Source organism: Kineococcus gypseus (genome assembly GCF_050871305.1).
Taxonomy (GTDB): Bacteria; Actinomycetota; Actinomycetes; order Actinomycetales; family Kineococcaceae; genus Kineococcus; species Kineococcus gypseus.
On record NZ_JBJLRD010000006.1, the window covers coordinates 45,143 to 68,819 of the forward strand.

Sequence of the window (23,677 nt, forward strand, 5' to 3'; positions counted from 1 at the left end):
CCCTCGCCGGCCGCCAGGACCACCACGGCGGTGGGAGCGGCGGCGGGGGCGGTGGTCTCGGCGGTGTCCTGGGGGGTGCTCACGCGGGGCGCGCTCCTCGCGGGCTCGGGGCGTCTGCGGCCGGGCCGCGCGGCGGCCCGGGGACCGAGGATAACGGCCCGGCCGCCCCGGGCCGACCAGCGCGCTGCGCTCCCGGGAGAGGATTCGAACCCCTACTGGACGGGACCAAAACCCGCCGTGCTGCCGTTACACCACCCGGGACCGCGCCCGGCCCCGCGGGCCGCTCGCGGGGGCCATCCTGCCAGCACCGGCGGCGCGCCCCGCCCGCCCCGCGCGCCGGCCCCGGCGCTGCGCCCGGTGCCGCCCCCGCGCCCCGCCCGGCCGGTGCAGCGGGCAGGATGGGCCCGTGCCCCCCCGCCCCCGCTCCCGCATGACCGGCGGGGAGCGCCGCGAGCAGCTCATCGGCATCGGCCGGGCCCTGTTCGCCGCGCGCGGCGTCGAGGGCACCACCGTGGAGGAGATCGCCGCGCGCGCGGGCGTGTCCAAGCCCGTCGTGTACGAGCACTTCGGCGGCAAGGAGGGCCTGTACGCGGTCGTGGTGGACCGCGAGATCGCCTCCCTGCTGTCGGCGATCACGCACGCGCTCTCGGGCCGCGGCAGCCCGCGCACCCTGCTGGAGCGCTCGATCACCGCGCTGCTGGACTACATCGAGGGCTCCACCGACGGCTTCCGCATCCTGGTGCGCGACTCCCCCGCGGCCGCCTCCACCGGCACCTTCGCCAGCCTCATCTCCGACATCGCCCGGCAGGTGGAGCACCTGCTGGTCGACGCCTTCGCCGCGCGCGGCTTCCCGCCGCAGACCGCCTCGCTGTACGCGCAGGGCCTGGTGGGCACGGTCGCGGTGACCGGCCAGTGGTGGCTGGACACCCGCGAGCCGGCCAAGGAGGAGGTCGTCGCCCACCTGGTCAACCTCGCGTGGAACGGCCTGCGCGGGCTGGAGCGCTCCCCGCGCCTGACGGACCCGGCCCGCCGGCCCGGCCCGGCGCCCGCGCCGGACGCCGGGCCCGCGCCGGACCCGCCGGGGGCGCCGGCGTGAGCGAGCGCACGGGCCCGCCGGGCGCGCCCGCCGGAGCCGCGCCCGCCGGAGCCGCCGGTCCCGCGCCCGCCGACGAGGTGGACCTCATCGTCGCCGCGTGGCGGCGCGAGGCGCCGCAGCTGGACGTCGAGCCGCTGGAGGTCCTCTCGCGCGTGGCGCGCCTGGCGCGGCACCTGGACCGGCTGCGCCGCGACGCGTTCGCCGCGCACGCGCTGGAGACGTGGGAGTTCGACGTGCTGGCGGCGCTGCGGCGCGCGGGCGCCCCGCACGAGCTGTCCCCGGGGCAGCTGGTCGTCCAGACCCTGGTCACCAGCGGCACGATGACCAACCGGGTGGACCGCCTGGCCGGACGCGGCCTGGTGCAGCGCCGCCCATCCCCCGACGACGGGCGCAGCGTGCGGGTGCGGCTGACGGCCGAGGGCGCCGCCGTCGTCGACGCCGCGCTGGCGGACCTGGTGCGCGCCGAGCACCGGATGCTCGCCGTCCTCGACGCCGCCGAGCGGCGCTCGCTGGCCACGCTGCTGCGGCGCGTGGCGGCGCCCTTCGAGGGACCGGGCGCGAGCGCCTGAGCGCACCGCGCCGAGAGCGACGGCGCCCCCGCACCGGACGGGTGCGGGGGCGCCGTGGCGTCCGGGGGCGCCGCGTCAGTGGCGGCGCGTCGGCAGGGCGCGCGTCAGTAGGCGCCGCGCCCGCGCAGGACCGCGCCGGCGGTCTTCCACAGGATCATGAAGTCGAACGTGAAGGACCAGTTCTCCACGTAGCGCACGTCCAGGCGCACCGACTCGTCCCAGTCGAGGTCGGAGCGGCCGTTGATCTGCCACAGGCCCGTCAGGCCGGGCTTGACCAGCAGGCGCCGGCGCATGTCGGCGCCGTAGGCGTCGACCTCGCGCTGCAGCGGCGGGCGGGGCCCGACCAGCGACATCTCCCCGCGCAGCACGTTGAGCAGCTGCGGCAGCTCGTCGACCGAGTAGCGGCGCAGGACGCGCCCGACGCGGGTGATGCGCGGGTCGACCCTCATCTTGAACAGCACGCCGTTGCCGTCGGTGGAGTCGCGCAGGTCCACGAGCAGCTTCTCCGCGTCGGTGACCATCGAGCGGAACTTGAACATGGGGAACTGCTTGCCGTCCTTGCCCACGCGCTGCTGCGTGAAGAGGACCGGCCCGCGGCTGTCCAGCTTGATCAGCGCCGCGACCACCAGCAGCAGCGGGCTGAGCAGCACCAGGGCGACGGCGGCGCTGACGCGGTCCACGGTGGTCTTGGCCAGGCGGCGCACGCCGCCGAGCTCGGGGCGCTCCACGTGCAGCAGCGGCAGCCCGCACACGGGGCGGATCGCCACGCGCGGGCCGATGACCTCGGTCAGGGCCGGGGCGACGACCATGTCGGCGCGGGTGGCCTCCAGCTCCCAGCCCAGGCGGCGCAGCGCGGGCCCGTCCAGCTCGGGGCAGGCGGTGACGGCCACGACGTCGGCGTCCACGCCGGTGACCGCGTGGCGCACCTGCTCCAGGCTGCCGATGACGGGGATGCCCAGCTCGGCCAGCTCCGCGTCCTCCGCGGCCGTGCCCTTCCCGCCGGGCACGCAGGCGCCGACGATGCGCATGCCGTGGTAGGAGGCGCGGTGCAGCTGGCGGGCCATGCCGGCCACGGCGGCGCGGTGACCGACGGCCACGACGGTCTGCCCGGCCTCGCCGCGCGCGCGGCGCGCGTGCAGGCGCTGGCGCACGGCGTAGCGGCACACCAGGGTCAGCACGGCGGCCAGCGGCAGGGCCACCACCACGAAGCCGCGCGCGACGTCCAGGCCGAAGGCCCAGGAGCTGGTGCCCACCAGGGCGACGACGGCCAGCGCGGCGGACAGGACCCGGTGGAACTCCTCCGAGCCGACGCCGAGGAAGCGCGGCTCGTAGGTGCGGAACGCGCCCATGGCCACCACCCAGATGACCGGCATGAGCACCGCGCAGGCCACGACGGCGCGCCCGGAGGTCAGGTCGAGGTCGACCGGCTGGCCGTTGAAGCGGGCGAAGAAGCCGGCGAAGGCGGCCAGCGCGGCGATGGAGGCGTCGAGGGCGACGATGCGCTGCACGTAGGTGCGCTGCCAGGCCGGGGCCCGGCCGGGCACCCCCATCGCGGTGCGCTGCTGCGGCACGAGCAGCCGCTCGCGGCGCGCGGCGTCGGCCTGCCGGTCCGCCGGGGAGGTCCCCAGCAGCTGGTCCTCCAGCTCACCCGGTGCGGTCCTGGATCCGGGCACGTCGCTGATGCTCAAGGTCCCCCCTGGACTCGGTCTCTCGCCGGTGCACCGGGGCGCGCCGGCGTGGCCTGGTGCGCGGAGCCCACCCCCATGGGACCGCGCGGCCCGGCACAGCGTAGGGGAACGTGACCCGGACGGTGCAACATATGACGGGCCGTGAAGGGCCGCCGGAGCGCGGTTGCGCCGGGCGGGTCACCCGTTCGGCGCAGGGCCCGCGCCGGGGCGTGGCGGGCGCTCGCGGGCCTCACTCCACCAGCTCGGAGGCCTCCATCCACACCTGCTCCAGCTGCTCGCGCTCGGCGCTCAGGCCGCGCAGGCGGCCGTCGAGCTCGGCCACGGCGGCCGGGTCGGTGGCGCGCTCGGCGAGCTCGGCGTGCAGGCGCTCCTCCTGCTGCGCCAGCTTGTCCAGCTGGCGCTCCACCCGCGCCATCTCCTTGCGCGCCGCGCGCACCGCGGCGCCGTCGGGGCCCGGCGCGCGCCCGGTGCCGGCCCCCCCGGCGGCGCCGGCACCCCCGCCCGGGGCGGCCAGCTGCGCGGACTTGGCCGCCGCGCGGCGCAGCAGGTACTCCTCCACCCCGCCGGGCAGGTCGCGCACGGCGCCGTCGCCGAGCAGCGCGACCTGCCGGTCGGTGATGCGCTCGAGCAGGTAGCGGTCGTGGCTGACGACGACGAGGGTGCCCGGCCAGCCGTCGAGCAGGTCCTCCACCGCGGCCAGGGTGTCGGTGTCCAGGTCGTTGGTGGGCTCGTCCAGCAGCAGCAGGTTCGGCTCGGCCACGAGCAGGCGCAGCAGCTGCAGGCGGCGCCGCTCGCCGCCGGACAGGTCGCGCACGCGGGTCCAGGCGCGCTGGGCGGTGAAGCCCAGCCGCTCGAGCAGCTGCCCGGCGGAGACGTCGCGGTCGCCCAGGCGCACGTGGCTGGCCACCTTGTCCAGGGCCTCTAGGGCGCGCAGCTCCCCGACCTCCTCCAGCTCGCGCACCTCCTGCGAGAGGGTGGCGACCACGACGGTGCTGCCGCGCCTGACCCGCCCCGAGGTCGGCTCGGCGCTGCCGTCGACCAGCCGCAGCAGGGTGGACTTGCCGGCGCCGTTGACGCCGACCACGCCGACGCGGTCGCCGGGTCCCAGCCGCCAGGTGACGTGGTCCAGCAGCTGCCGCGCGCCGTGGGAGAAGGAGACGTCCTCGAGGTCGACGACGTCCTTGCCCAGCCGGGTGGTCGCCATCCGGGTCAGCTCCACGGAGTCGCGCAGCGGCGGCACGTCCTCGATGAGGGCGTTGGCGGCCTCGATGCGGAAGCGCGGCTTGCTGGTGCGCGCCGGGGCGCCGCGGCGCAGCCACGCCAGCTCCTTGCGCAGCAGGTTCTGGCGGCGCTCCTCAGTGACGGCCGCGACCCGGGCGCGCTCGGCGCGGGTGAGCACGTAGGCCGCGTAGCCGCCGTCGTAGGGGTCGACGACCCCGTCGTGCACCTCCCACACCCGCTCGCACACGGCGTCGAGGAACCAGCGGTCGTGGGTGACGACCAGCAGCGCGCCGGTGCCCGGCGCCCAGCGGGTGCGCAGGTGCTCGGCCAGCCAGGCCACGCCCTCCACGTCGAGGTGGTTGGTGGGCTCGTCGAGCACGAGCAGCTCGCCGGCGGGGTCGGCGGCCAGCAGCGCCGCCAGCGCCACGCGGCGGCGCTGGCCGCCGGAGAGGGTGTCCACGGGGGTCTCCAGGCCGCCGACGTCGGAGGCGGCGAGGTCGCCCAGCAGGCCGGTGACCACGTCGCGCACGCGCGGCTGCGAGGCCCAGGCGTGCTCGGGCAGGTCGCCGAGCACCGCGTCGCGCACGGTGGTGCCCGGCGCCAGCGCGTCGGACTGCGCCAGCAGGCTCAGGCGCAGCCCGCCGGTGTGCGTCACGCGCCCGGCGTCGGGCTCCTGCTGGCGCGCCAGCAGCCGCAGCAGGGTGGACTTGCCGTCGCCGTTGCGGCCGACGACGCCGATGCGGTCCCCCTCGGACACGCCCAGCGAGACGCGCTCGAGCAGGGTGCGCGAGCCGTGCACGACGGTCAGGGCCTCGGCGCTGACCAGGTTGGCTGCGGGCACGGTGCGTCCTCCAGGGGGTGCGGCGGGTGGTGCGACGGGTGGTGCGGCGGGTGGGGGTGGTGCGGGGCGCGGCGCTCAGCCGGCGCGCACGGCCTCGAGCACGCGCGCGCCCGGCACCGGGCCGGTGGCGGTGCGCACCCGCTCGCCCAGGGCGGGGCGCAGGGCGGCGGCCAGGCGGCGGGCGTGGGGCGCGGAGCCGGCCAGCAGGGCGACGGTGGGGCCGGAGCCGGAGACCAGCCCGGCCAGGGCCCCGGCGGCGGCGCCCGCGGCCAGGGTGCCGGCCAGCTCCGGGACCAGCGAGCAGGCGGCCTCCTGCAGGTCGTTGGCCAGCGCGGCGCCGAGCAGGTGCGGGTCGCCGGCGCGCAGCGCGGCCTCCACGGCGCGCAGCCGCTCGCCGGCGTCGGCGGCGGGCGCGGGGCGCCCGGACGCCGCGCGCAGCCGGTCGCACTCGGCGAAGACCGCCGGGGTGCTCAGCCCGCCGCCGGCCGGCACGAGCACCCAGTGGAAGGCGGCGGTGGTCAGCACCGGCACCAGGCGGTCGCCGCGGCCGGTGCCGACGGCGGTGCGCCCGTGCAGGCAGAAGGGCACGTCGGCGCCGAGCTCGGCGGCCAGCTCGCCCAGCGCGGGCAGGCCCAGGTGCGTGCCCCACAGCGCGTCGCAGGCGACGAGGGCGGCGGCGGCGTCGGCCGAGCCGCCGGCCATGCCGCCGGCGACGGGCACGCCCTTGCGCACGCGCAGGTGGGCGCCGGTGCGCACGCCGGTGCGCTCGGCCAGCAGCAGCGCGGCGCGCAGCGCCAGGTTGCGCCCGTCCAGCGGCACCCCGGCCACGTCGACGCCCTGCGCGCCCTCGACCTCCACGGAGAAGCCCTCGGCGGGGTGGGCGGTGACGTCCTCGGCGAGGTCCAGGGCCTGGAAGACGGTGAGCAGGTCGTGGTAGCCGTCCTCGCGGAGCGGGCCCACCTCCAGCAGGAGGTTGACCTTGGCCGGGGCGCGGGCGGTGACGGCCGCCTGCGCGGGAGCGCTGAGCACGGGGTCAGACCCTACGTCGTGGCGCTGGCGCCCCGGTGCGCCGCGATGCGGGCGAAGGCGGCGACGTCGAGCTGCTCGCCGCGCGCGGCGGGGTCCACGCCGGCGGCGCGCAGCGCGGCCTCGGCGGCGGCGGGCGAGCCGGCCCAGCCGGCCAGCGCCGCGCGCAGCGTCTTGCGGCGCTGGGCGAAGGCGGCGTCGACGACGGCGAAGACCTCCTCGCGGGTGGCGGTGGTCTCCGGGGGCGGCTGCCGGGTGAAGGCGACCAGCCCGGAGTCCACCCGCGGCACCGGCCAGAACACCGGCGGGGGCACCGCCCCGGCGCGGCGCGCGCTCGCGTACCAGGCGGTCTTGACGCTGGGCACGCCGTAGGTGCGGCTGCCCGGCGGTGCCACGAGCCGGTCGGCGACCTCGGACTGCACCATGACCAGCCCGCTGCGCAGGGAGGGGAAGCGCGCCAGCATCGTCAGCAGCACCGGCACGGCCACGTTGTAGGGCAGGTTCGCCACCAGGGCGGTCGGCGGCGGTCCGGGCAGCTCGGTGACGGCCACCGCGTCGGCCAGCACCACCTCCAGCTCGGTGCCCGGGCGGGCGCGGGCGGCGACGGTGGCCGGCAGCTCGGCCGCCAGGACGGGGTCGATCTCCACGGCCACGACCCGGTCGACGACCTCCAGCAGGGCCAGCGTCAGCGAGCCGAGCCCGGGGCCGACCTCCACCACGACGTCGCCGGGCTCCAGGCCGGCCACCCGCACGATGCGGCGCACGGTGTTGGCGTCGACGACGAAGTTCTGCCCGAGCGTCTTGGTGGGCCGCACGCCGAGGCGCCCGGCGAGCTCGCGCACGTCGCCCGCGCTCAGCAGGGACACGTGGTGCCCGCCGCGGGGGTCGTGGTGGAGCTCGCCGGGCGCCGGGCCGGGCGGGTGGTGCTCGGGGTCGTCAGAGTCGCTTGCCGCACACGGGCCATTGTCCGGCACCGGCGCGCTGGTAGAGCAGCTTGGCGCGGTAGGTCTGCTCGGAGGCCGAGGCCTGGCTGGGCAGGCCGCTGCCGCCGACGGCGCGCCAGGTGGACACGCTGAACTGGTACAGGCCGTGGTACTTGCCGCTGGCCGAGACGATGCCCGGGTTCCCACCCGACTCGCACGCGGCCAGCGCGGACCAGTTCAGGGAGTCCACGCCGCCGCCGACGGAACCACCGCCACCGCCGGAGGACGCGGTCTGCGCGGGGGCCGCCGCGCGGGCGGGGGCCGGCGCGGGGGCGGGCTTCGGGCGCTCCTTGGTGCCCACGCGCACGACCTCCTCGACGGGCTGGACGTCGACGGTCTCGCCGACGGGGTCGTGCGCGACGCGCACGCCGTCGCGGAAGACGTCGTCGAAGGTGATGGTCTTGGAGCCGTCGACGCCGGCGGTGGCGACCTCGCGCTCGCCGCGGAAGAGGTCGCCGGTCTGCTCGGTGCGGCTGCCGTGGGCGAGGGCGACCTGCTCGGTGCTGCGCGAGCGGTCCACGCGCACGACCTGCACGCGCAGGCCCGGGCTCACGCGCAGCGCGGTGTCCACGGAGACCTCGTCGCCGGGGCGCACGACCACGCCGGTCTCGGCGAGCAGGGCGGTGACGTCGACGGCGGTGGTGGTGACGGCGCGCTCCTGGCCGTCGGCGACGACCACGGCCTGCTTGGGGGTGACCACGTCCAGGGCCAGGCCCGCGCGGCCCAGCGGCTGCGAGCGCGAGGCGGACAGCTTGGCGCCGTCGGCGCGCACGTCGAGGTCGGCCAGGGCCTCGTCGACGGTGCGGGCGGTGGTCCAGTAGGTGCGGCGCTCGCCGTCGAGGGTCAGGGCGAGCTGGCGGCCGTAGCGCACGACGATCCCGGTGCCGTCGTCGACCTCGGTGTCGGCGGAGGGGGCCACGATGTCGTGCGGGCCGACCTCGATGCCCTGGCGCTCGAGGACGTCGGCGACGGTGCCGCCGAAGACGTTCAGCTCGGTGCGGGTGCCGTCGGCGTCGACGGTGACGTCCTTCTCCAAGGCGGTGAAGGCGACGGTGCCGCCGACGACGGCGGCGAGGGCGGTGCCCCCGGCGACCAGCCGCGCGGTGCGGGTGGTGGCGGGGAGGAGGTTGCGCAACTGCACGAGGGATCCTTCGACGTGCTACCCGGGCACGAGCGCGGGCGCGGGCCGGTGCGGGGACCCCCGTCCCCCACGTCGGACGTGGCGCCCGGCCTTCTCGATCCGGCCGACTGCGCGGGAACGTAACCGCGCCGAGACCTCTTCGACAAGTTCCCGTGATCCCTCAAGCGTGATCACGCAGGGTGGTCGCGTCGGCCCGGGACGGCGGCCGGTGGTGGTGCACCGCGAGGAGCGCTGCGCCGCAGCGGTTCCCGGCGGCCCGTGCGGGCGCCGGGCCCCCCGCCGCGGGCGCCGGCGGTGTGAGGCAGCTCACCAGGGGCCGTAGACGGCCTCCGCCGTGGCGGCCAGCTGCCCGCACAGCTCCTCCAGGTCGGCGCCGAGCGTGACGGCCATCGAGCGCACGGTCAGCGGCACGAGGTAGCCGGCGTTGGGCCGGCCGCGGTGCGGCACCGGCGTCAGGTACGGCGCGTCGGTCTCCACCATGATCCTCTCGCGCGGGGCCGCGCGCAGCGCCTCGCGCAGCGGCTTGGCGTTCTTGAAGGTCACCGTGCCCGCGAAGGACAGGTAGTAGCCGGCGTCCGCGCACACCCGCGCCATCGCCGCGTCGCCGGAGAAGCAGTGGAAGACCGTGCGCTCGGGGGCGCCCTCCTCGGCCAGCACGCGCAGGACCGCGTCGTGGGCGTCGCGGTCGTGCACCTGCAGCGCCAGGCCCAGCTCCTTGGCCAGCGCGACGTGCGCGCGGAAGGACTCCTCCTGCAGGTGCCACTGCTCGCGCGGGGTGCGGAAGAAGTCCAGCCCCGTCTCGCCCACCACCCGCACGCGCGGGTGCCGCGCCAGCTCGCGCACCTCGGCCAGCGCGGCGTCCAGCTCGCCGCGCTCGACGAGGCCGGGCACCTCGTTGGGGTGGATCGCCACCCCGCCCAGCAGCTGCGGGTGGCGCTCGACCGCCTCGACGGTCCAGCGCGCGGCGGGCAGGTCGCAGCCGATCTGCACCGAGCGCGGCACCCCGGCCGCCGAGGCCGCCGCGAGCAGCGCGGCGACCTCGGCGTCGGAGGCCTCGGAGTCCAGGTGGGTGTGGTCGTCGACCACCGGCACCGGCAGCGGCTCGGGCGCGGGCGGGCGCTCCCCGCGCGCGCTCACAGCCCCGACCGCAGCCGCTCGGTCTCCTCCTCGACCACGGCCGCCACGTCCAGCTTGGTGAACACCGGCGTCGGCGGCGCCACCGGCGTGCCGGGCACCACCGGGCGCGGTCCCCACTCCGGCAGCGTGGCGCCCTCCCCCGAGCCTCGGCGGTAGTCGCCGGTGAGCACCGGGTACGAGCGCGAGGGGTCGTCGAGGTCGGTGACCTCGCGCAGCTGCGGCATCGGCGAGACGGTGCCGGTGCCGCCGAGCACCTCGTGCACGGCCTGCGCCGAGTGCGGCAGGAACGGCGAGAGCAGCGTGCGGCAGTCGGAGACGGCCTGGGCCGTCACGTGCAGCACCGAGCGCATCCGCTCCGGGTCCGACTCCTTGATCTTCCAGGGCTCCTGCTCGGTGAGGTACTTGTTCACCTCGCCGACCACGCGCATCGCCTCGGCGATCCCGGCGCGCTGGCGGTGCGTCTCGATGAGCGCGCCGACGGTGCCGAAACCGCCGGCGGTGGTGGCCAGCACCGCGCGGTCGGCGTCGGTGAGCTCGCCGCGCTCGGGGATCGAGCCGACGTTCCTCGCGATGAGGCTGGCGGTGCGATTGACGAGGTTGCCCCAGCCGGCGACCAGCTCGGAGTTGGTGCGGGTGGCGAAGTCCTGCCACGTGAAGTCCGTGTCGCTGCTCTCCGGCCCGGCCGCGGAGATGAAGTAGCGCAGCGCGTCGGGCTGGTAGCGGGCCAGCACGTCGCGCACGTAGATGACCACGCCGCGGCTGGAGGAGAACTGCCGGCCCTCCATGGTGAGGAACTGGCTGGCCACCACCTCGGTGGGCAGGTTCAGGCTGCCGAAGCGGCCCGGCTGCCCACCCTTCGCGCCGCGCCCGTCGTAGGCGAGCAGCTCGGCCGGCCAGATCTGGGAGTGGAAGGTGATGTTGTCCTTGCCCATGAAGTAGTACGACTCCGCGGACGGGTCGGTCCACCACGGGCGCCAGGCGTCGTCGTCGCCGGAACGCCGGGCCCACTCCACCGAGGCGGACAGGTAGCCGATGACGGCGTCGAACCACACGTACAGGCGCTTGGCGGGGTTGTCCTCCCACCCGGCCAGCGGCACCGGGATGCCCCAGTCGATGTCGCGCGTCATGGCGCGCGGCTTGAGGTCCTCCAGCAGGTTCTGCGAGAAGTTCAGCACGGTGGGCCGCCAGCGGCCGGTCTCGGCGCGCGTCTGCAGCCACGAGCCCAGCGCGTCGGCGAGGGCGGGCAGGTCGAGGTAGAAGTGCTCGGTCTCCACGAACACCGGCGTCTCGCCGTTGATGCGGCTGCGCGGGTCCTTCAGCTCGATCGCGTCGAGCTGGTTGCCGCAGTTGTCGCACTGGTCGCCGCGGGCGCCGTCGAAGCCGCAGATGGGGCAGGTGCCCTCCACGTAGCGGTCCGGCAGGGTGCGCCCGGTGGACGGCGAGATCGCGCCCATGCCCTTCTTCGCGACCATGTACCCGTTGCGGTGCACGGTGCGGAACATCTCCTGCACGACCGCGTAGTGGTTGCGCGTGGTCGTGCGGGTGAAGAGGTCGTAGGACAGGCCCAGGCCGTGCAGGTCCTCGGCGATGACGCGGTTGTAGCGGTCCGCGAGCTCCTGCGGGCCGACGCCCTCCTGCTCGGCCTGCACGAGGATGGGCGTGCCGTGCTCGTCGGTGCCCGAGACCATGAGGACGTCGTGCCCCGCCATGCGCATGTACCGGCTGAACACGTCGGAGGGGACGCCGAAGCCGGCGACGTGGCCGATGTGGCGCGGACCGTTGGCGTAGGGCCAGGTCGGCGCGGACAGGACGCGGGTCATGCGCCGATCCTAGGGGCGGGCCCGGCGCCCGCCCCCGGCGCGGCGCCGGCCGGCACGGCGAGCGCCGCCGCGTGCCCGGCCAGCTCCACCGCGGCGGTGCGCACCCCGCCCCCGCCGGGCCCGGCGCCCTCGAGCCCGGCGAGCCCGGCGAGCCCGGCGAGCCCGACGACCGCGCCGTCGGCGGCGGCGTCCACGGTGAAGCCGCGCAGGTCGCGCTCCAGGCCCTCCCCGGTGAGCTTGACGACGGCCTCCTTGCGCACCCACACGCGCAGGAACCGCCCCGGCGCGCCGGCGGAGTCGGCCGCGACCCAGGCGTGCTCGGCCGGTGCCAGCACCTCGCGGGCCACCAGCAGGGCGTCGGGCGGGCCGGGCAGGGGCTCCAGGTCCACGCCCACGGGGTGCTCGGCCACCGCCAGCAGCGCGGTGGTCCCGCCGGCCGAGGCCGAGACCCACCGCGGCGCCGCGCCGGGCGCGAGCGCGCGCCGCGGCCCGGGCCCGCCGGGCAGCTGCACCGCGCGCGGGTCGCAGCCGGCCACCGCGGCGACGGCGCGGCGCAGCAGCGCCCGGCGGGCCAGCAGCCGCCCGGCGAGCGCGGCGGGCAGCGCGGCGCGGCGGGCCTCGTCGGCGCCGGCCAGGCGCGCGAGGTCGGCGTCGCCCGCCCGCGGCACCAGCCGCGCCGCCCACAGGCGCACCCCCGGCTCCGGCGACGGCAGCGCCCGCAGGCGCTCGTCGCGCGGGTCCCGCCCGTCGCGCGGGCTCACGGGCGCGCGCCGCCCGCTGCGGTGAGCAGCGCGGCCAGCGTCGCGGCCGTGCGCCGCACCTGCGGGCGGCGCAGCATGGTGTGGTGGTCGCCCGCCACGGGCACCAGCCGCAGCCGCGGCACGAGGCCGGCCCAGCCGAGGTCCTCGCACCCCAGCGCCTCGCGCAGCTCGTGGGAGGTCAGCAGCGCCACGGGGAAGCCCACCGGCTCGGCCCGGGTGCGCAGCGCGGCCAGGCGGTCCTGACCGATGCGCACCCGGCGCACGCGCTCCGGCGAGGGCGGGCCCGGGCGGCCCAGCGGGCCGGTGGGCGCCAGCACCAGCCCGGCGCGCGAGCGCGCCAGCAGCACCCGCGCCCAGCCGCGCCGGGCGGCGGCGCGCAGCCGGGCGGGCGCGCCGGCGGCCGCGCGCGGCGCGCTGGTGTCCAGCAGCACCACGGCCCCGCGCCGCTCGCCGAGCGCGCGGGCGGTCTCCAGGGCCACCAGGCCGGAGGCGGAGTGGCCCACGACGTCCACCGGGCCGCGCGGGAAGCGCTCGCGCAACAGCCGCGCCGCCTCGCGGGCGTCCGCGACGAGGTCGGGCACCCCGCCCCCGGCCGGGGGCATGGGCCGCAGCAGCGTCCACACCGGCCGCTGCTCGTCCACCTGCCGCAGCACGTGCAGCAGCACCAGGCTGCTCGCGCCCTCGCGGGTCAGCAGCACCACCGGCGGCAGCGCGCCGCCGGCGTGCACCTGCACGAGGCGGGCGCCGGAGGCGCCGGTGGCGGCGGCGCGGCCGGTGGAGCGCTCGGCCAGCGCCGCGATGCCGCGCACGGTGGCGTCGGCGACGAGCTCGTGCAGCGGCACGGTGACGCCCAGCAGGGCGCTGAGCCGGCCCACCAGGCGCGCGGCGAGCAGCGAGTCGCCGCCCACGGCGAAGAAGTCGTCGTCCACGCCGACGCCCGGGTCGTCCAGCAGCGCCTGCACGACGACGAGCACGTCCTCCTCCAGCAGCGTGCCCGGGCGCGCCGCGGCGCTCGCCGGACGCACCGAGCCCACCGAGCCCGCCGAGCCTGCCGGGCCCGCCGAGCCCGCCGAGCCGGCCGAGCCCGGGCCGCGGGGGGCGGGCACCTCCGCCGCGCCCCGGGCGCCGCGCCCGGCCGCCTCGCGCACGGCCGCCCGGTCCAGCTTGCCGCTGGCCGAGCGCGGCAGCTCCGGCAGCGCCACGACCGCCTCGGGCACCCACGCGGCGGGCAGCACGCGGGCGGCGGCCTCGCGCACGCCCGGCACCGGCGGGGCCACGACGGCGACCAGGCGCGGCCCGGCGGGCCCGTCGAGCACCTCCGCGCACGCCTCGCGCACGCCCGGCACCTCGCGCAGGGCCGCCTCGACCTCGCCGAGCTCCACGCGCTGGCCGCGCAGCTTGACCTGCCGGTCGCGCCGGCCCAGGTAGTCCAGGCGGCCGTCCTCGCGCCAGCGCACGAGGTCGCCGGTGGCGTACCAGCGCACCGCGCGCCCGTCCTCGCCGGTGCGCACGCCGAAGCGGCGCGCGTCCTCGGGCGCCAGGGGCGCGCCGTCGGCGGGCTCGTCGTAGCCGTCGGCCACGCACGGGCCGCCCAGGTGCAGCTCGCCGGGCACGCCGACGCCGACGCGCCGACCGTGGCGGTCCAGCACGCGCGCCGCGGTGCCCGGGTGCGGGCGCCCGATGGGCACCGGGGAGCGGTCGCCGGGCGCGCGCGGGCCGACGACCTCGGCGGTGCTGGAGACGACGACCTCGGTGGGCCCGTAGACGTCGAGCAGGACCGTGCCCGGCAGCACGGCGTGGTGCAGCGCCGCCAGGGCCGGCGGCACGACGTCGCCGCCGACGCACACCCGGCGCAGCGAGCGCAGCGCCTCCGGGCGCGCCTCGAGCACCGCCTGGTGCAGCCCGGGCACGAAGAAGGCGTCGGTGAGGGCGTGCTCGTGCACGAGGGCGGCCAGCGCGGCCGGGTCGCCCGCCTCCTCCTCGCCCGCCAGCACCAGCAGCCCGCCGGTGGCCAGCACCCAGAACAGGTAGACCGAGGCGTCGAAGGACAGGGTGGACTGCAGCAGGTAGCGCACCCCGCCGTCGGCGAGGACGTCGAGGTAGGACTCCACCCGCGAGACCACCGCGCCGTCGGGCACGCGCACGGCCTTGGGCCGCCCCGTCGAGCCGGAGGTGAAGAGCACGTAGGCCAGGTCCGCGGGGGTGCGCCGCGGCCACGCGCCCTCCGCGGGCGCCTCCCCCGGTGCTGCGGCGGGCGCCGCGGGGCGCCCGGCGTCGTCGGTGGCGACGGCGGCGGCGCCCAGGTCCGCGGCCAGCGGCCCGGCCCAGGCCGCGGCGCCGACGACGGCGCGCACGCGCGCGGCGGAGGCCAGGGCGCGCTGGCGGGCGGGCGGGTGCGACACGTCCACGGGCAGGAACGCCGCGCCGGCGCGCAGCACGGCCAGCAGCGCCACGACGGTGCCGGCCGTGCGGCGGGTGGGCACGGCGACGCGGTCGCCCGGGGCCACGCCGGCGGCGAGCAGCGCCGCGGCCAGGGCGTCGGCGCGCTCGAGCAGCTGCGGGCCGCTCAGCTCCACGGCCCCGGCGCGCAGGACCGGGCCGTCGGCGGCGGCCAGCGCGCGGCGCACCCGCGTGGACAGGTCCTCGCGGGCGGGCTCGCCGGGGGTGCCCTCGAAGGAGCGCACTCGCTCCAGCTCCGCGGCCGGCAGCAGCTCCACGCGCCCCAGCGGGGTGGCGGGCTCGGCGCTGGCCACCTCCAGCAGGCGCACGACCCGCTCGGCCAGGCGCGCGGCGGCCGCGCCGTCCACGCGGGCGCCGTCGTGCTCCAGGCGCAGCACGAGCTCGCGGCCGCGGTCGAGCACCGTCCACGCCAGGTCGGCCTTGGCCGCGCCCAGCGGCAGGTCCACGTGCGCCGCGGCCGGGCCCAGCTCGCCCAGGCGCTCGTCGCCCTGCCGCGCGTCCAGCCACGTCAGGTAGGTGTGCAGCGGCTCGCCGGTGGCCGGCAGGTGCCCCTCGCGGCGCAGCAGGGCCACGACCTCGCCCAGCGGCGGGGGCACGCGCAGCGCCTCGGCGACGCGGTCGCGCACCTGCTGCGCGGCCGCCGGCAGCGTCCGGCCGAGCAGGCCGGGCATCGGCACGGCGACGGTCTCGACGAGGAAGGAGACCGTCCCGGCGGCGCCGGGCACCTGCCAGCGCAGGTCCACGGGCACGCCCACGACGGGCGCCTCGGCGCCGGTGGCCTCCGCCAGCACCGCGCCGACGGCCGCGGCGACCAGCGCGAAGGGCGTCACGCCGTGCTCACCGGCGACGTCGGCCAGCCGGCGCACCACGGCCGCCGGCACGGTGCGCGCGCAGCGCTGCGCGGGCCCGGGCGCACCGGCGGCACCGGTGGTGGACCCCGGGGCCCCGACGGGCGCGCCGCCCGGGCGCGCGCCCGGGTCGGCGCCGGCCAGCGCGGCGGCGTGCGCGCGCACCGCCTCGCGCGCCGCCGGGGAGGACTGCAGCGCGCGCACGGCGCGGGCGGCGTCGCGCGGGGAGGTGGGCCGCTGCGACGGCGCGGGCACCCCGCGCACGGCGGCGTCGTGCAGCTCGCCGAGGTCGTCGAGGAGCACGTCCAGCGAGGTCGCGTCGCACGCCAGGTGGTGCACGACGAGCACGAGCAGGTGCTCCTGCGGGCCCAGGGCGGCCAGCCCGGCGCGCCAGGGCGGGCCCTGCAGCAGGTCCAGGGGCGCCTCGGCCAGCTCGCGCACCCACGCCAGGGCGCGCGGGCCCAGCTCCTCGCGCCCGGCGCCGGCGGGCAGGTCGCCGCTGAGGTCGACCGGCGCGGCCACCGGCGCCGCGGCCACCTCGTCGACGACCTGCACCGGCCCGTCGGCGGTGACGGCCACGCGGCTGCGCAGCCACTCGTGCCGCTCGGGCAGCGCGGCCAGCGCGGCCAGCAGCGCCGCGCGGTCCAGGGGGCCGCGCAGGCGCAGCACCACCGGCTCCAGGTAGGCGCTGGAGGCCGGGTCGAGCTGCTGCAGCACGAACAGCCGCTCCTGGTTGGGCGCCAGCGGGCCGGGCGCGGCGCGGCGCGCGCGCAGCAGCGCGGCCAGGTGGGCGCGGCGGTCGTCGCCGGGCGCGCCGGTGCTCTCGGTGGCCAGGGCGGTCACGGCTGCTCCTCCAGCTGGGCCAGCAGGGCCTCGACCTCGGCGTCGCTGAGGTCGTCCACGCGCGCCAGCACGTCCTCCACGGAGGAGGCGTCCAGCGGCGCGGGCGCACCGGGCGCACCGGGCGGGGCGGTCGGGGGCGCGGCGTCGACGAGCAGGGCCAGGTCGCGCACGCGCGGGGCGGCGAGGAAGTCCTGCAGCTCCAGGCCGGGCAGCAGCTCCGCGCGGATGCGCGCCACGGCCCGGGCGGCGAGCAGGGAGTGCCCGCCCAGGGCGAAGAAGGAGCGGTCGGCGGGCACCGGCCGCCCCAGCAGGTCCTCCCAGATCGCCGCGAGGTGCTCCTCGGCGGCGGTGGCCGGGGCGCTGCCGCCGTGGGCGGCGGCCTCCAGCGCTGCGCGCACCGCCTCCCGGGGCAGGGCGGCGCGGTCGACCTTGCCCGCCGTGGTCTGCGGCAGCGCCTCGACGAGGACGACGGCGCCGGGCACCGCCCACTCGGGCACCCGCGCCAGCAGCGCCTCGCGCAGCCGCTCGGGGGCGTGCCGGCCGGCGGGGTCGGCGTGCGGGGCCAGCTGCACCCAGGCGGCGAGCAGCGACCCGCCCCCGCCGGGGGCGCCGCCGCCGCCAGGGGTGTCGTCGTCGCCGGTGCCCACGGTGGCCACGGCGGCGCGCGCGACGCCGTCGAGGGCCTCCAGCGCCGTCTCCACCTCGCCCGGCTCGACGCGGTGGCCGCGCACCTTCAGCTGGCCGTCGGCGCGCCCCAGCAGGTCCAGCAGGCCGTCGGCGCGCCAGCGGGCGCGGTCGCCGGTGCGGTACCAGCGCCGGCCGTCGACCTGCACGAAGCGCGCGGCGGTCAGCCGCGGGTCGGCGAGGTAGCCGTCGGCGAGCAGGTGCCCGCCCAGCAGCAGCTCCCCCTCGGCCCCCGGCGGCAGGCGGTGTCCGGCGGCGTCGGCGACGCGGGCCGTCACGCCGGCGACCGGCGAGCCCACGGGCACCGCGCCGCCGTGCGCGTCGTCGGCGGTGACCGTGTGCGCCAGGGCCCACACGGTGCTCTCGGTGGGGCCGTACTCGTTGACGACGCGCACCCCGGGCAGCGCCTCGCGGCAGGCGCGCACCAGGGAGGGCCGGCACGCCTCGCCGCCGAGGGTGACCAGCTCCAGGGAGGACAGCTGCCCGGGGGCGGCCAGGTCCAGCAGCAGCCGCAGGTGCGAGGGCACCACGTCGAGCTGGCCGACGCCGTGCCGCTCGACGAGGCCGGCCAGGCGCTGGGCGTCCAGGCGCTCCTCGCGCCGGCACAGCACGACCGTCCCGCCCGTCCACAGGTACCAGGCCAGCACGCCCAGGCCCGCGTCGAAGGCGAGGTCGTGCGCGAGCAGCGCGACGGCGGGGCGCTGCGGGTAGGCGCGCAGCCGCGCGGCGGTGGAGGCGGCCAGCGCCGGGTGGCCGACGACGACGCCCTTGGGCTCGCCGGTGCTGCCGGAGGTGAAGAGCACGTACGCCGGGGCGGCGCCGGGGTCCGCAGGGGCGTCGGGGACCTCGGGGACCTCGGGGACCTCGCGGCCGCCGGCCGCGGTGGTGCCGCTCGCGTCGGCGTCCGCCAGCGCGGCGGCGTCGAGGACGAGGGCGGCGCCGGCGGCGGCCACGGCCGCCACCCGGGCCGGCGGCTGGGAGGCGCCCACGGGCACCGGCACCGCGCCCAGGCGCCAGCAGGCCAGCAGCGCGGCGACGGCGTCGGCCGCGCCGTCCAGCTCCAGCACGACGCGCTCGCCGGGGCCGGCGCCGCGCGCGGCGAGCAGCGCGGCCACGGCCCCGGCGCGCTCCCACAGCTGCGCGCGCGTCCACGGGCCGCTGCCGTCGACGACGGCGACGGCGGCCGGGTCCTCGGCGGTGCGCGCGCGCACCTGCTCCAGCACGGTGGTGCCGGCCGGCTCGCCGGGCGAGCCCTCCAGGGCGTCCAGCCGCGCGGCGTCGTCGGGGGTGAGCAGCGGCAGGTGCGCCACGGGCGCGTCCGGCGCGTCGAGCGCGGCGTCGAGCAGGTGCAGCCAGCGCCGCAGCAGGCCCTCGACGGTGGCGCGCTCCAGGCGGGCCATGGAGTGCACGGCGTCGACGGCCAGGGCGCCGTCGCGGTGCTCGAGGTACACGTCGAGGTCGGTGTAGGCCATGGTCGCCGGGCGGCTGCGGCGGCGGACCTCGCCGCCGGGCACGCGCAGGTCGGTGGGGGCCGGCTCGAGCAGGTTCAGCAGCACGGGGCCCACCTCGGTGCGCACCTCCTCCGGCAGCGGGCGCAGCGCCTCCTCCAGCGGCAGCCACGCGTGCGCCTCGCCGGCCGCGGCGGCGGAGGCGACGCGCTGGACGAGGGCGGCGAAGGTGGGCGCGCCGGCGAGGTCGACGGGCAGCAGGCGGGTGCCGATCGCGCAGCCGACGACGCGGTCGAGCGCGGGCTCGCCGCGCCCGGAGGATGAGCCGGTGAGCACGACCTCGTCCAGGCCGGCCGAGCGGGCCAGCAGCGCGCCCAGCGAGGCGGTCAGCACGGCGTAGGCGGTGGTGCCCAGCTCGCGCGCCAGGGCGCCGACGCGCTCGAGCACCGGCGCGGGCAGCTCGGTGGCGACCACCCCGGCGCGCACGTCGGCGACGGCCGGGCGCGGGCGGTCGTACGGCAGGGTGCGCGCGCCGGTGGCGGCGCCGCGCTCGAGCAGCGGCGCCAGGTGCTCCACGGCCGCGGCGCGCCGGGCCGCGGGGCGCTGCGCGGTCCACTCCACGAGGTCGACGAGCTCGACGCCGGGCGCGGGCGGGTGCGCGGCGCCGTCCCCGCGCACGGCCCCGGCCAGCTCCTCCACGAGCAGCCCCAGGCTCCAGCCGTCGGCGCAGGTGTGGTGCACCACGAGGACGAGGGCCGGGCCGTCGGGGCCCTCGAGCACGCCGGCGCGCAGCAGCGGCGCGGCGGCGAAGTCGAACGGCAGCAGGCCGAACGCGTCCGCGGCGGCGTCCAGCGCGGCGGCGTCCGCGGCCGGCGGCAGGTCCACCACCTCGGCGCGGGCGCGCTCGGCGACGACCTGCACGAGGCCGTCGGCGCTCAGCTCGAAGCCGGTGCGCAGCGCGGCGTGGCGGTCCACCAGGCCCTGCACGGCCGTGCGCAGCGCGGCGGGGTCGGTGCCGCGGGGGAAGGAGAGGACCTCCACGAGGTTGGAGCGCCCGCGCCCGCCGGGCACGTGCTCCAGGTGCCAGAACGACTGCTGGCGCGGGGAGGCCGGCACCCGCCAGGTGCCCGCGGGGCGCGGGCGGCGGCGCAGCGGCGGCTCGCCGGCGCCGCGGGGGCGCTCGCGCAGCGCGGCGGCCAGGGCCGCGGGGGTGCGCAGCGCGGCCAGGTCGGCGACGGCGACCTCCACGCCCAGGGCGGCGCGCAGCCGGGCCACGACGCGCGCGGCGCCCAGGCTCTGCCCGCCGGCGGCGAAGAAGTCGCTGTCGCGCCCGGCGGGCTCGCCCAGCACGGCGCCGAAGGCGTCGACGACCGCGGCCTCGACCTCGTCGCGCGCCCCCTCCCCGCAGCCCTGCGCGCGCGGCGCCGGCGGCAGGGCGCGGCGGTCCACCTTGCCGCCGGCGGTCAGCGGCAGGGCGGGCAGCACGACGACCGCGCCGGGACGCAGGTGCGGGGCCAGGCGGGCGGCCAGCTGCGCGGCGACGCCGGCGGGGGTCAGCCGCGCGCCGGGCAGGGCGGCGGCGTACGCGACCAGGCGCGCCTCGGCGCCGGAGCGGTCGACCTCGACCGCGGCGGTGGCCACGCCGGGCAGGCCGGCGAGGACGGCCTCGACCTCCTCGGGCTCGACCCGCTGCCCGCGCACCTTCACCTGCCGGTCGCGCCGGCCGCTGAAGCGCAGCAGCCCCTCGGCGTCGCGGCGCACCAGGTCGCCGGTGGCGTACCAGCGCTCGCCGGTGGCCGGGTCGGTGCGGAAGGCGGGGTGGTCCGCCTCGCCGGCGTAGCCCTGCGCCACGCACGGCCCGCCGACCCACAGCTCGCCGACCTGCCCGTCGGGCACGGGGCGGCGCTGCTCGTCCAGGACGGCGACGAGCGTGTTCGGGTGCGGGCGGCCGATGGGCACGTCGGTGGCGTCCCCGGGCACGTCCAGCACCTCGTGGACGGTGGCGGCGACGGTGACCTCGGTGGGCCCGTAGTCGTTGAACAGGCGGGCGCCGGGCAGCAGGCGCAGCGAGGCGCGCGCCAGGGCCGGCGGCAGGACCTCCCCGCCCAGGACGACGGCGCGCACGCCGTCCAGGTCGCCGGGGGCGGCCAGCTCCAGCAGCGCCGCGTACCAGGAGGGCACCGGCTCCAGGTGGGTCACGCGCTCGGCGCGCACCACGGCCGCGGCCAGGCCGGGGTCGACGGCGACGGCGTCGGGCACCAGCACGAGGCAGCCGCCGCGCACCAGCGTGGAGAACATCCCGCCGACGGCGCCGTCGAAGGTGAGCGAGCCGTGCAGCAGGTAGCGCACGGGCCCGTCGGTCAGCTGCAGGTAGGAGGCCAGGCGGTGCACGACGTTGCCGTGGCTGACGACGACGCCCTTGGGGGTGCCGGTGCTGCCGGAGGTGAAGAGCACGTACGCGGTGTCCTGCGGCCGCACGTCCGGCTGGACGTCCGGCCGCACGCCCGGCGCCGGCGCACCGGCGGCGGGACCGGCGTCGAGGTCGGCGTCGAGGTCGGCGTCGAGGTCGGCGTCGAGGTCGAGCAGCAGGGTGCCGGCGGGCAGGGCGGCGGCGGCGCGCGACAGGGAGGCGGCCGGGCCGAGCAGGGCGCGGGCGCCGACGCGCTCGGCGACGGCGCGCCAGTGCGCGTCCGGGGCGGCGGGGTCCACCGGCACGTGGGCCGCGCCGGCGCGCAGGACGGCCAGCAGCGCCGGCACCAGCGCCGGCACGCGCGCGGCGACGAGGAGGACGTGGTCGCCCGGGCCCACGCCGGCCGCGCGCAGGGCCGCCGCGCGGCGGGCCACGTCGGCCTCGAGCTCGCGGTAGGTCCAGCGCCGCGCGGTGCCGTCCTCGCGCAGCGCGACGAGGGCCTGCGCGCCGGGGGTCGCCGCCAGCGCGGGGGCCAGGACCGCGGCCAGGGTCGGCACGGGCGGGGCCGTCACCCGTCCGGCGCTCCAGCCCCCGATCGGCGCTGTCGAGCGGTGCGTCCCGTGCGTCATCATCCGTGGGCCCCCCAGCCGTCGCGCCGCACCCGCGGCGTCGCCTCGACGGTAGGTCCGCCCGGGGGCCGCACCCCGCGCAGCGGCCCGGGGACCACACGTTGGGAGGAACCCCCTTGGTCCGGACGGTTCAGCAGCTGGGCCTCCTCTTCGGCGAGCGGCGGGGGCGCTGGGCGCTGCTGCTGGTGCTCGTGGCGGGCACCAGCGCGCTGGAGGCGGCCACCGCCGGCCTGGTGCTCGCGCTGGTGCGCCTGCTCTCCTCCGGGTCGGTGGCCGTGCCGGGGCTGGGCCGGGTGGAGGCCGCCGGGACGGGGCTGGGCCTCTTCGCCGCCGCCGTCGTGGCCGCGTTCGCGCTGCGCGCGGGCCTGGTGGTCGCGCAGGACCTCGTGCTGCACCGCCTGTGCTACGGCGCCGGGGCGCGCCTGGAGCAGCGGCTGCTGCGCGGGTACCTGTCGCTGCCGCCGCGCGAGGCGCGCCGCCGCGGGCGCGCGCAGCTGGTGCGCAACGTGCACGACACGGTCATGACGGTGGTCGAGGAGTGCCTGGTGCCGTGCGTGCTGGCCACCGGCACGGTGCTGCGCACGGTCGCCGTCGTGGCCGTCATGGCCGTCGTCGCGCCCTCGGCGACGCTGCTGGCCGCGCTGGTCCTCGGGCCGCTGCTGTGGCTGGTCTCGCGCGCGGTGCGCCGGCCGGTGCGCCGGCTCGGGGAGACCGTGGAGGAGGCGCTGGGCGAGAGCCTGCGCACCGCCGGCGAGACGCTGGACCTGGCCGCGGAGATCCACCTGGCCGGGCGCGCGGAGGACTTCAGCCGCCGCTTCGGCGACGTGCGCCGGCGCATCGCGCGCGCCGGCGGCGACGAGGAGGTCGTGCGCTCGCTGCCGCGGCTGGTGGCCGAGACGCTGCTGGTCCTCTTCGTCGTCGCCTGGGTGGCGGTGGCGGTCGCGCGCGGTGAGCAGGCCGCGGTGCTGCCCACGCTGGGCCTCTTCGCCTACGCCGCGCTGCGGGTGCTGCCCTCCCTGGTCTCGCTGGTCTCCCTCGTGCACTCCGTGGCGCACTCGAGCGCGGCGGTGGAGGCGGTGGCCGCGGACGCGGCGCTGCTGGGCGAGCCGGCGCCGCGCCCGCCCGCCGGCCCGGCGCCGCGCGAGGTGGCGCTGCGCGGGGTGGAGGTGGTGCTGCCGGAGACGGGCCGCGCGGTGCTCTCCGGGGTGGACGTTCTCCTGCGCCGCGGCGACGTCGTGGCGGTGGTCGGCCCCAACGGCGCCGGCAAGTCCACGCTGGTCGACGTCCTGGCCGGGGTGCTGGCGCCGGCGGCGGGCGCGGTGTCCGTGGACGGCCGGCCGCTGGAGTCGCTGGGCGCGGCGTGGGCGGCGCAGGTGGCGCTGGTCCCCCAGCACGTGCACCTGCTCGACGCCGACCTGGCCACCAACGTCTCGCTCGACCCCTCCGGGCGCGGGGCGTCCGACGCGCGGGTGGCCGGGCTGCTGGGGGCCGTCGGGCTGGGCCCGGTGGCCGAGCGCCTGGGCGGCGGCGCGGTCGGCGAGGACGGGCGCGAGCTGTCCGGCGGCGAGCGCCAGCGCGTGGCGGTGGCGCGCGCGCTGCACCGCGGCGCGGGGGTGCTGCTGGTGGACGAGGGCACCTCCGCGCTGGACGCGCCCGCCCGCGACGCCGTCGCGGAGCTGCTGCGGGTGGGCGCCGCCGAGCGCATCACCGTGCTGGTTACCCACGACCCGGAGCTGGCGCGGCGCTGCACGCGGGTGCTGCGGGTGCAGGACGGGCGCGTGCGCGAGGAGCAGCCGGCCGTCGCGGGCTGAGGCGCTCCGCCGGGCGCGTGTCGGGGCCGCGCCGTAGCGTCGGCGCCGTGAGCGAGAACCAGACCCCCGACCCGACGCAGAACGCCGAGAAGGACCCGGAGACCTGGGTCACCGGCGACGAGCCGATGACCGGCCCGCAGAAGAGCTACCTGCAGACCCTCGCGCGCGAGGCCGGCCGCGAGCTGCCCGAGGACCTGACGAAGGCGAAGGCCTCGGAGCTGATCGACGAGCTGCAGCAGCAGACCGGCCGCGGCCAGTAGC

The 23,677-nt window shown here is 79.1% G+C and carries 14 protein-coding genes and 1 tRNA gene; 4 read left to right on the forward strand and 11 right to left on the reverse strand.

Features of this window, described 5'->3' with window-relative positions; all coding sequences use genetic code 11:
* Positions 1–189 precede the first annotated feature (189 nt).
* Positions 190–261, reverse strand: a tRNA-Gln gene (locus tag ACRYMN_RS03350).
* Positions 262–430: 169 nt separating this feature from the next.
* Here ACRYMN_RS03350 and ACRYMN_RS03355 point away from each other — a divergent pair.
* Together ACRYMN_RS03355 and ACRYMN_RS03360 are read left to right on the forward strand one after the other, a co-directional pair.
* Entirely contained in the window at positions 431–1,096 is a 666-nt protein-coding gene (locus ACRYMN_RS03355; protein ID WP_432492084.1) for a TetR/AcrR family transcriptional regulator, read from the forward strand.
* Positions 1,097–1,173: 77 nt separating this feature from the next.
* The gene (locus tag ACRYMN_RS03360) at positions 1,174–1,665 is read left to right on the forward strand and encodes a MarR family winged helix-turn-helix transcriptional regulator (protein WP_432492086.1); all 492 of its coding nucleotides are present in this window, start codon (positions 1,174–1,176) and stop codon (positions 1,663–1,665) included.
* 104 nt (positions 1,666–1,769) lie between these two features.
* On the opposite strand, the gene ACRYMN_RS03365 is transcribed toward ACRYMN_RS03360, so the two are convergent.
* The 10 genes from ACRYMN_RS03365 to ACRYMN_RS03410 all read right to left on the reverse strand — a co-directional run bounded on the left by ACRYMN_RS03365 (position 1,770) and on the right by ACRYMN_RS03410 (position 21,533).
* Positions 1,770–3,215, reverse strand: a complete 1,446-nt coding sequence (locus ACRYMN_RS03365) for a sugar transferase (protein WP_432492088.1) — start codon at positions 3,213–3,215, stop codon at positions 1,770–1,772.
* Positions 3,216–3,582: 367 nt separating this feature from the next.
* Complete coding sequence (locus ACRYMN_RS03370) at positions 3,583–5,415, reverse strand: ATP-binding cassette domain-containing protein (protein ID WP_432491961.1); 1,833 nt, start codon at positions 5,413–5,415, stop codon at positions 3,583–3,585.
* Between the two features lie 75 nt (positions 5,416–5,490).
* The gene (locus tag ACRYMN_RS03375; RefSeq protein ID WP_432491963.1) at positions 5,491–6,444 is read right to left on the reverse strand and encodes a 4-(cytidine 5'-diphospho)-2-C-methyl-D-erythritol kinase; all 954 of its coding nucleotides are present in this window, start codon (positions 6,442–6,444) and stop codon (positions 5,491–5,493) included.
* Between the two features lie 11 nt (positions 6,445–6,455).
* Positions 6,456–7,307 carry a 16S rRNA (adenine(1518)-N(6)/adenine(1519)-N(6))-dimethyltransferase RsmA gene (gene rsmA / locus ACRYMN_RS03380; protein ID WP_432491965.1) on the reverse strand — a complete coding sequence of 284 codons (852 nt, stop codon included), beginning with the start codon at positions 7,305–7,307 and terminating at the stop codon, positions 6,456–6,458.
* Positions 7,308–7,377: 70 nt separating this feature from the next.
* Positions 7,378–8,565 carry a resuscitation-promoting factor gene (locus ACRYMN_RS03385; protein ID WP_432491967.1) on the reverse strand — a complete coding sequence of 396 codons (1,188 nt, stop codon included), beginning with the start codon at positions 8,563–8,565 and terminating at the stop codon, positions 7,378–7,380.
* A 306-nt stretch (positions 8,566–8,871) separates the two neighbouring features.
* Complete coding sequence (locus ACRYMN_RS03390) at positions 8,872–9,702, reverse strand: TatD family hydrolase (RefSeq protein WP_432491969.1); 831 nt, start codon at positions 9,700–9,702, stop codon at positions 8,872–8,874.
* Positions 9,699–11,522: a methionine--tRNA ligase gene (gene metG, locus ACRYMN_RS03395; protein ID WP_432491971.1), complete on the reverse strand. Its 1,824-nt coding sequence runs from the start codon at positions 11,520–11,522 to the stop codon at positions 9,699–9,701. Before metG ends, ACRYMN_RS03390 begins: the two co-directional genes overlap by 4 nt.
* Entirely contained in the window at positions 11,519–12,283 is a 765-nt protein-coding gene (locus tag ACRYMN_RS03400) for a 4'-phosphopantetheinyl transferase family protein (RefSeq protein WP_432491973.1), read from the reverse strand. Before ACRYMN_RS03400 ends, metG begins: the two co-directional genes overlap by 4 nt.
* On the reverse strand, positions 12,280–16,434 hold the full coding sequence (locus tag ACRYMN_RS03405) for an amino acid adenylation domain-containing protein (protein ID WP_432491975.1): 4,155 nt from the start codon (positions 16,432–16,434) through the stop codon (positions 12,280–12,282). Before ACRYMN_RS03405 ends, ACRYMN_RS03400 begins: the two co-directional genes overlap by 4 nt.
* On the reverse strand, positions 16,431–21,533 hold the full coding sequence (locus ACRYMN_RS03410) for an amino acid adenylation domain-containing protein (RefSeq protein ID WP_432491977.1): 5,103 nt from the start codon (positions 21,531–21,533) through the stop codon (positions 16,431–16,433). The genes ACRYMN_RS03405 and ACRYMN_RS03410 overlap by 4 nt, the downstream gene beginning before the upstream one ends.
* A 188-nt stretch (positions 21,534–21,721) precedes the next feature.
* Between ACRYMN_RS03410 and ACRYMN_RS03415 the strand changes: the two genes are divergently transcribed.
* Both ACRYMN_RS03415 and ACRYMN_RS03420 read left to right on the forward strand, forming a co-directional pair.
* Positions 21,722–23,416 (forward strand): ATP-binding cassette domain-containing protein, encoded by a 1,695-nt coding sequence (locus tag ACRYMN_RS03415; RefSeq protein WP_432491979.1) that lies wholly within the window; start codon positions 21,722–21,724, stop codon positions 23,414–23,416.
* Between the two features lie 47 nt (positions 23,417–23,463).
* Positions 23,464–23,676: a DUF3072 domain-containing protein gene (locus tag ACRYMN_RS03420; RefSeq protein ID WP_432491981.1), complete on the forward strand. Its 213-nt coding sequence runs from the start codon at positions 23,464–23,466 to the stop codon at positions 23,674–23,676.
* The last annotated feature ends 1 nt before the right edge of the window (position 23,677 follow it).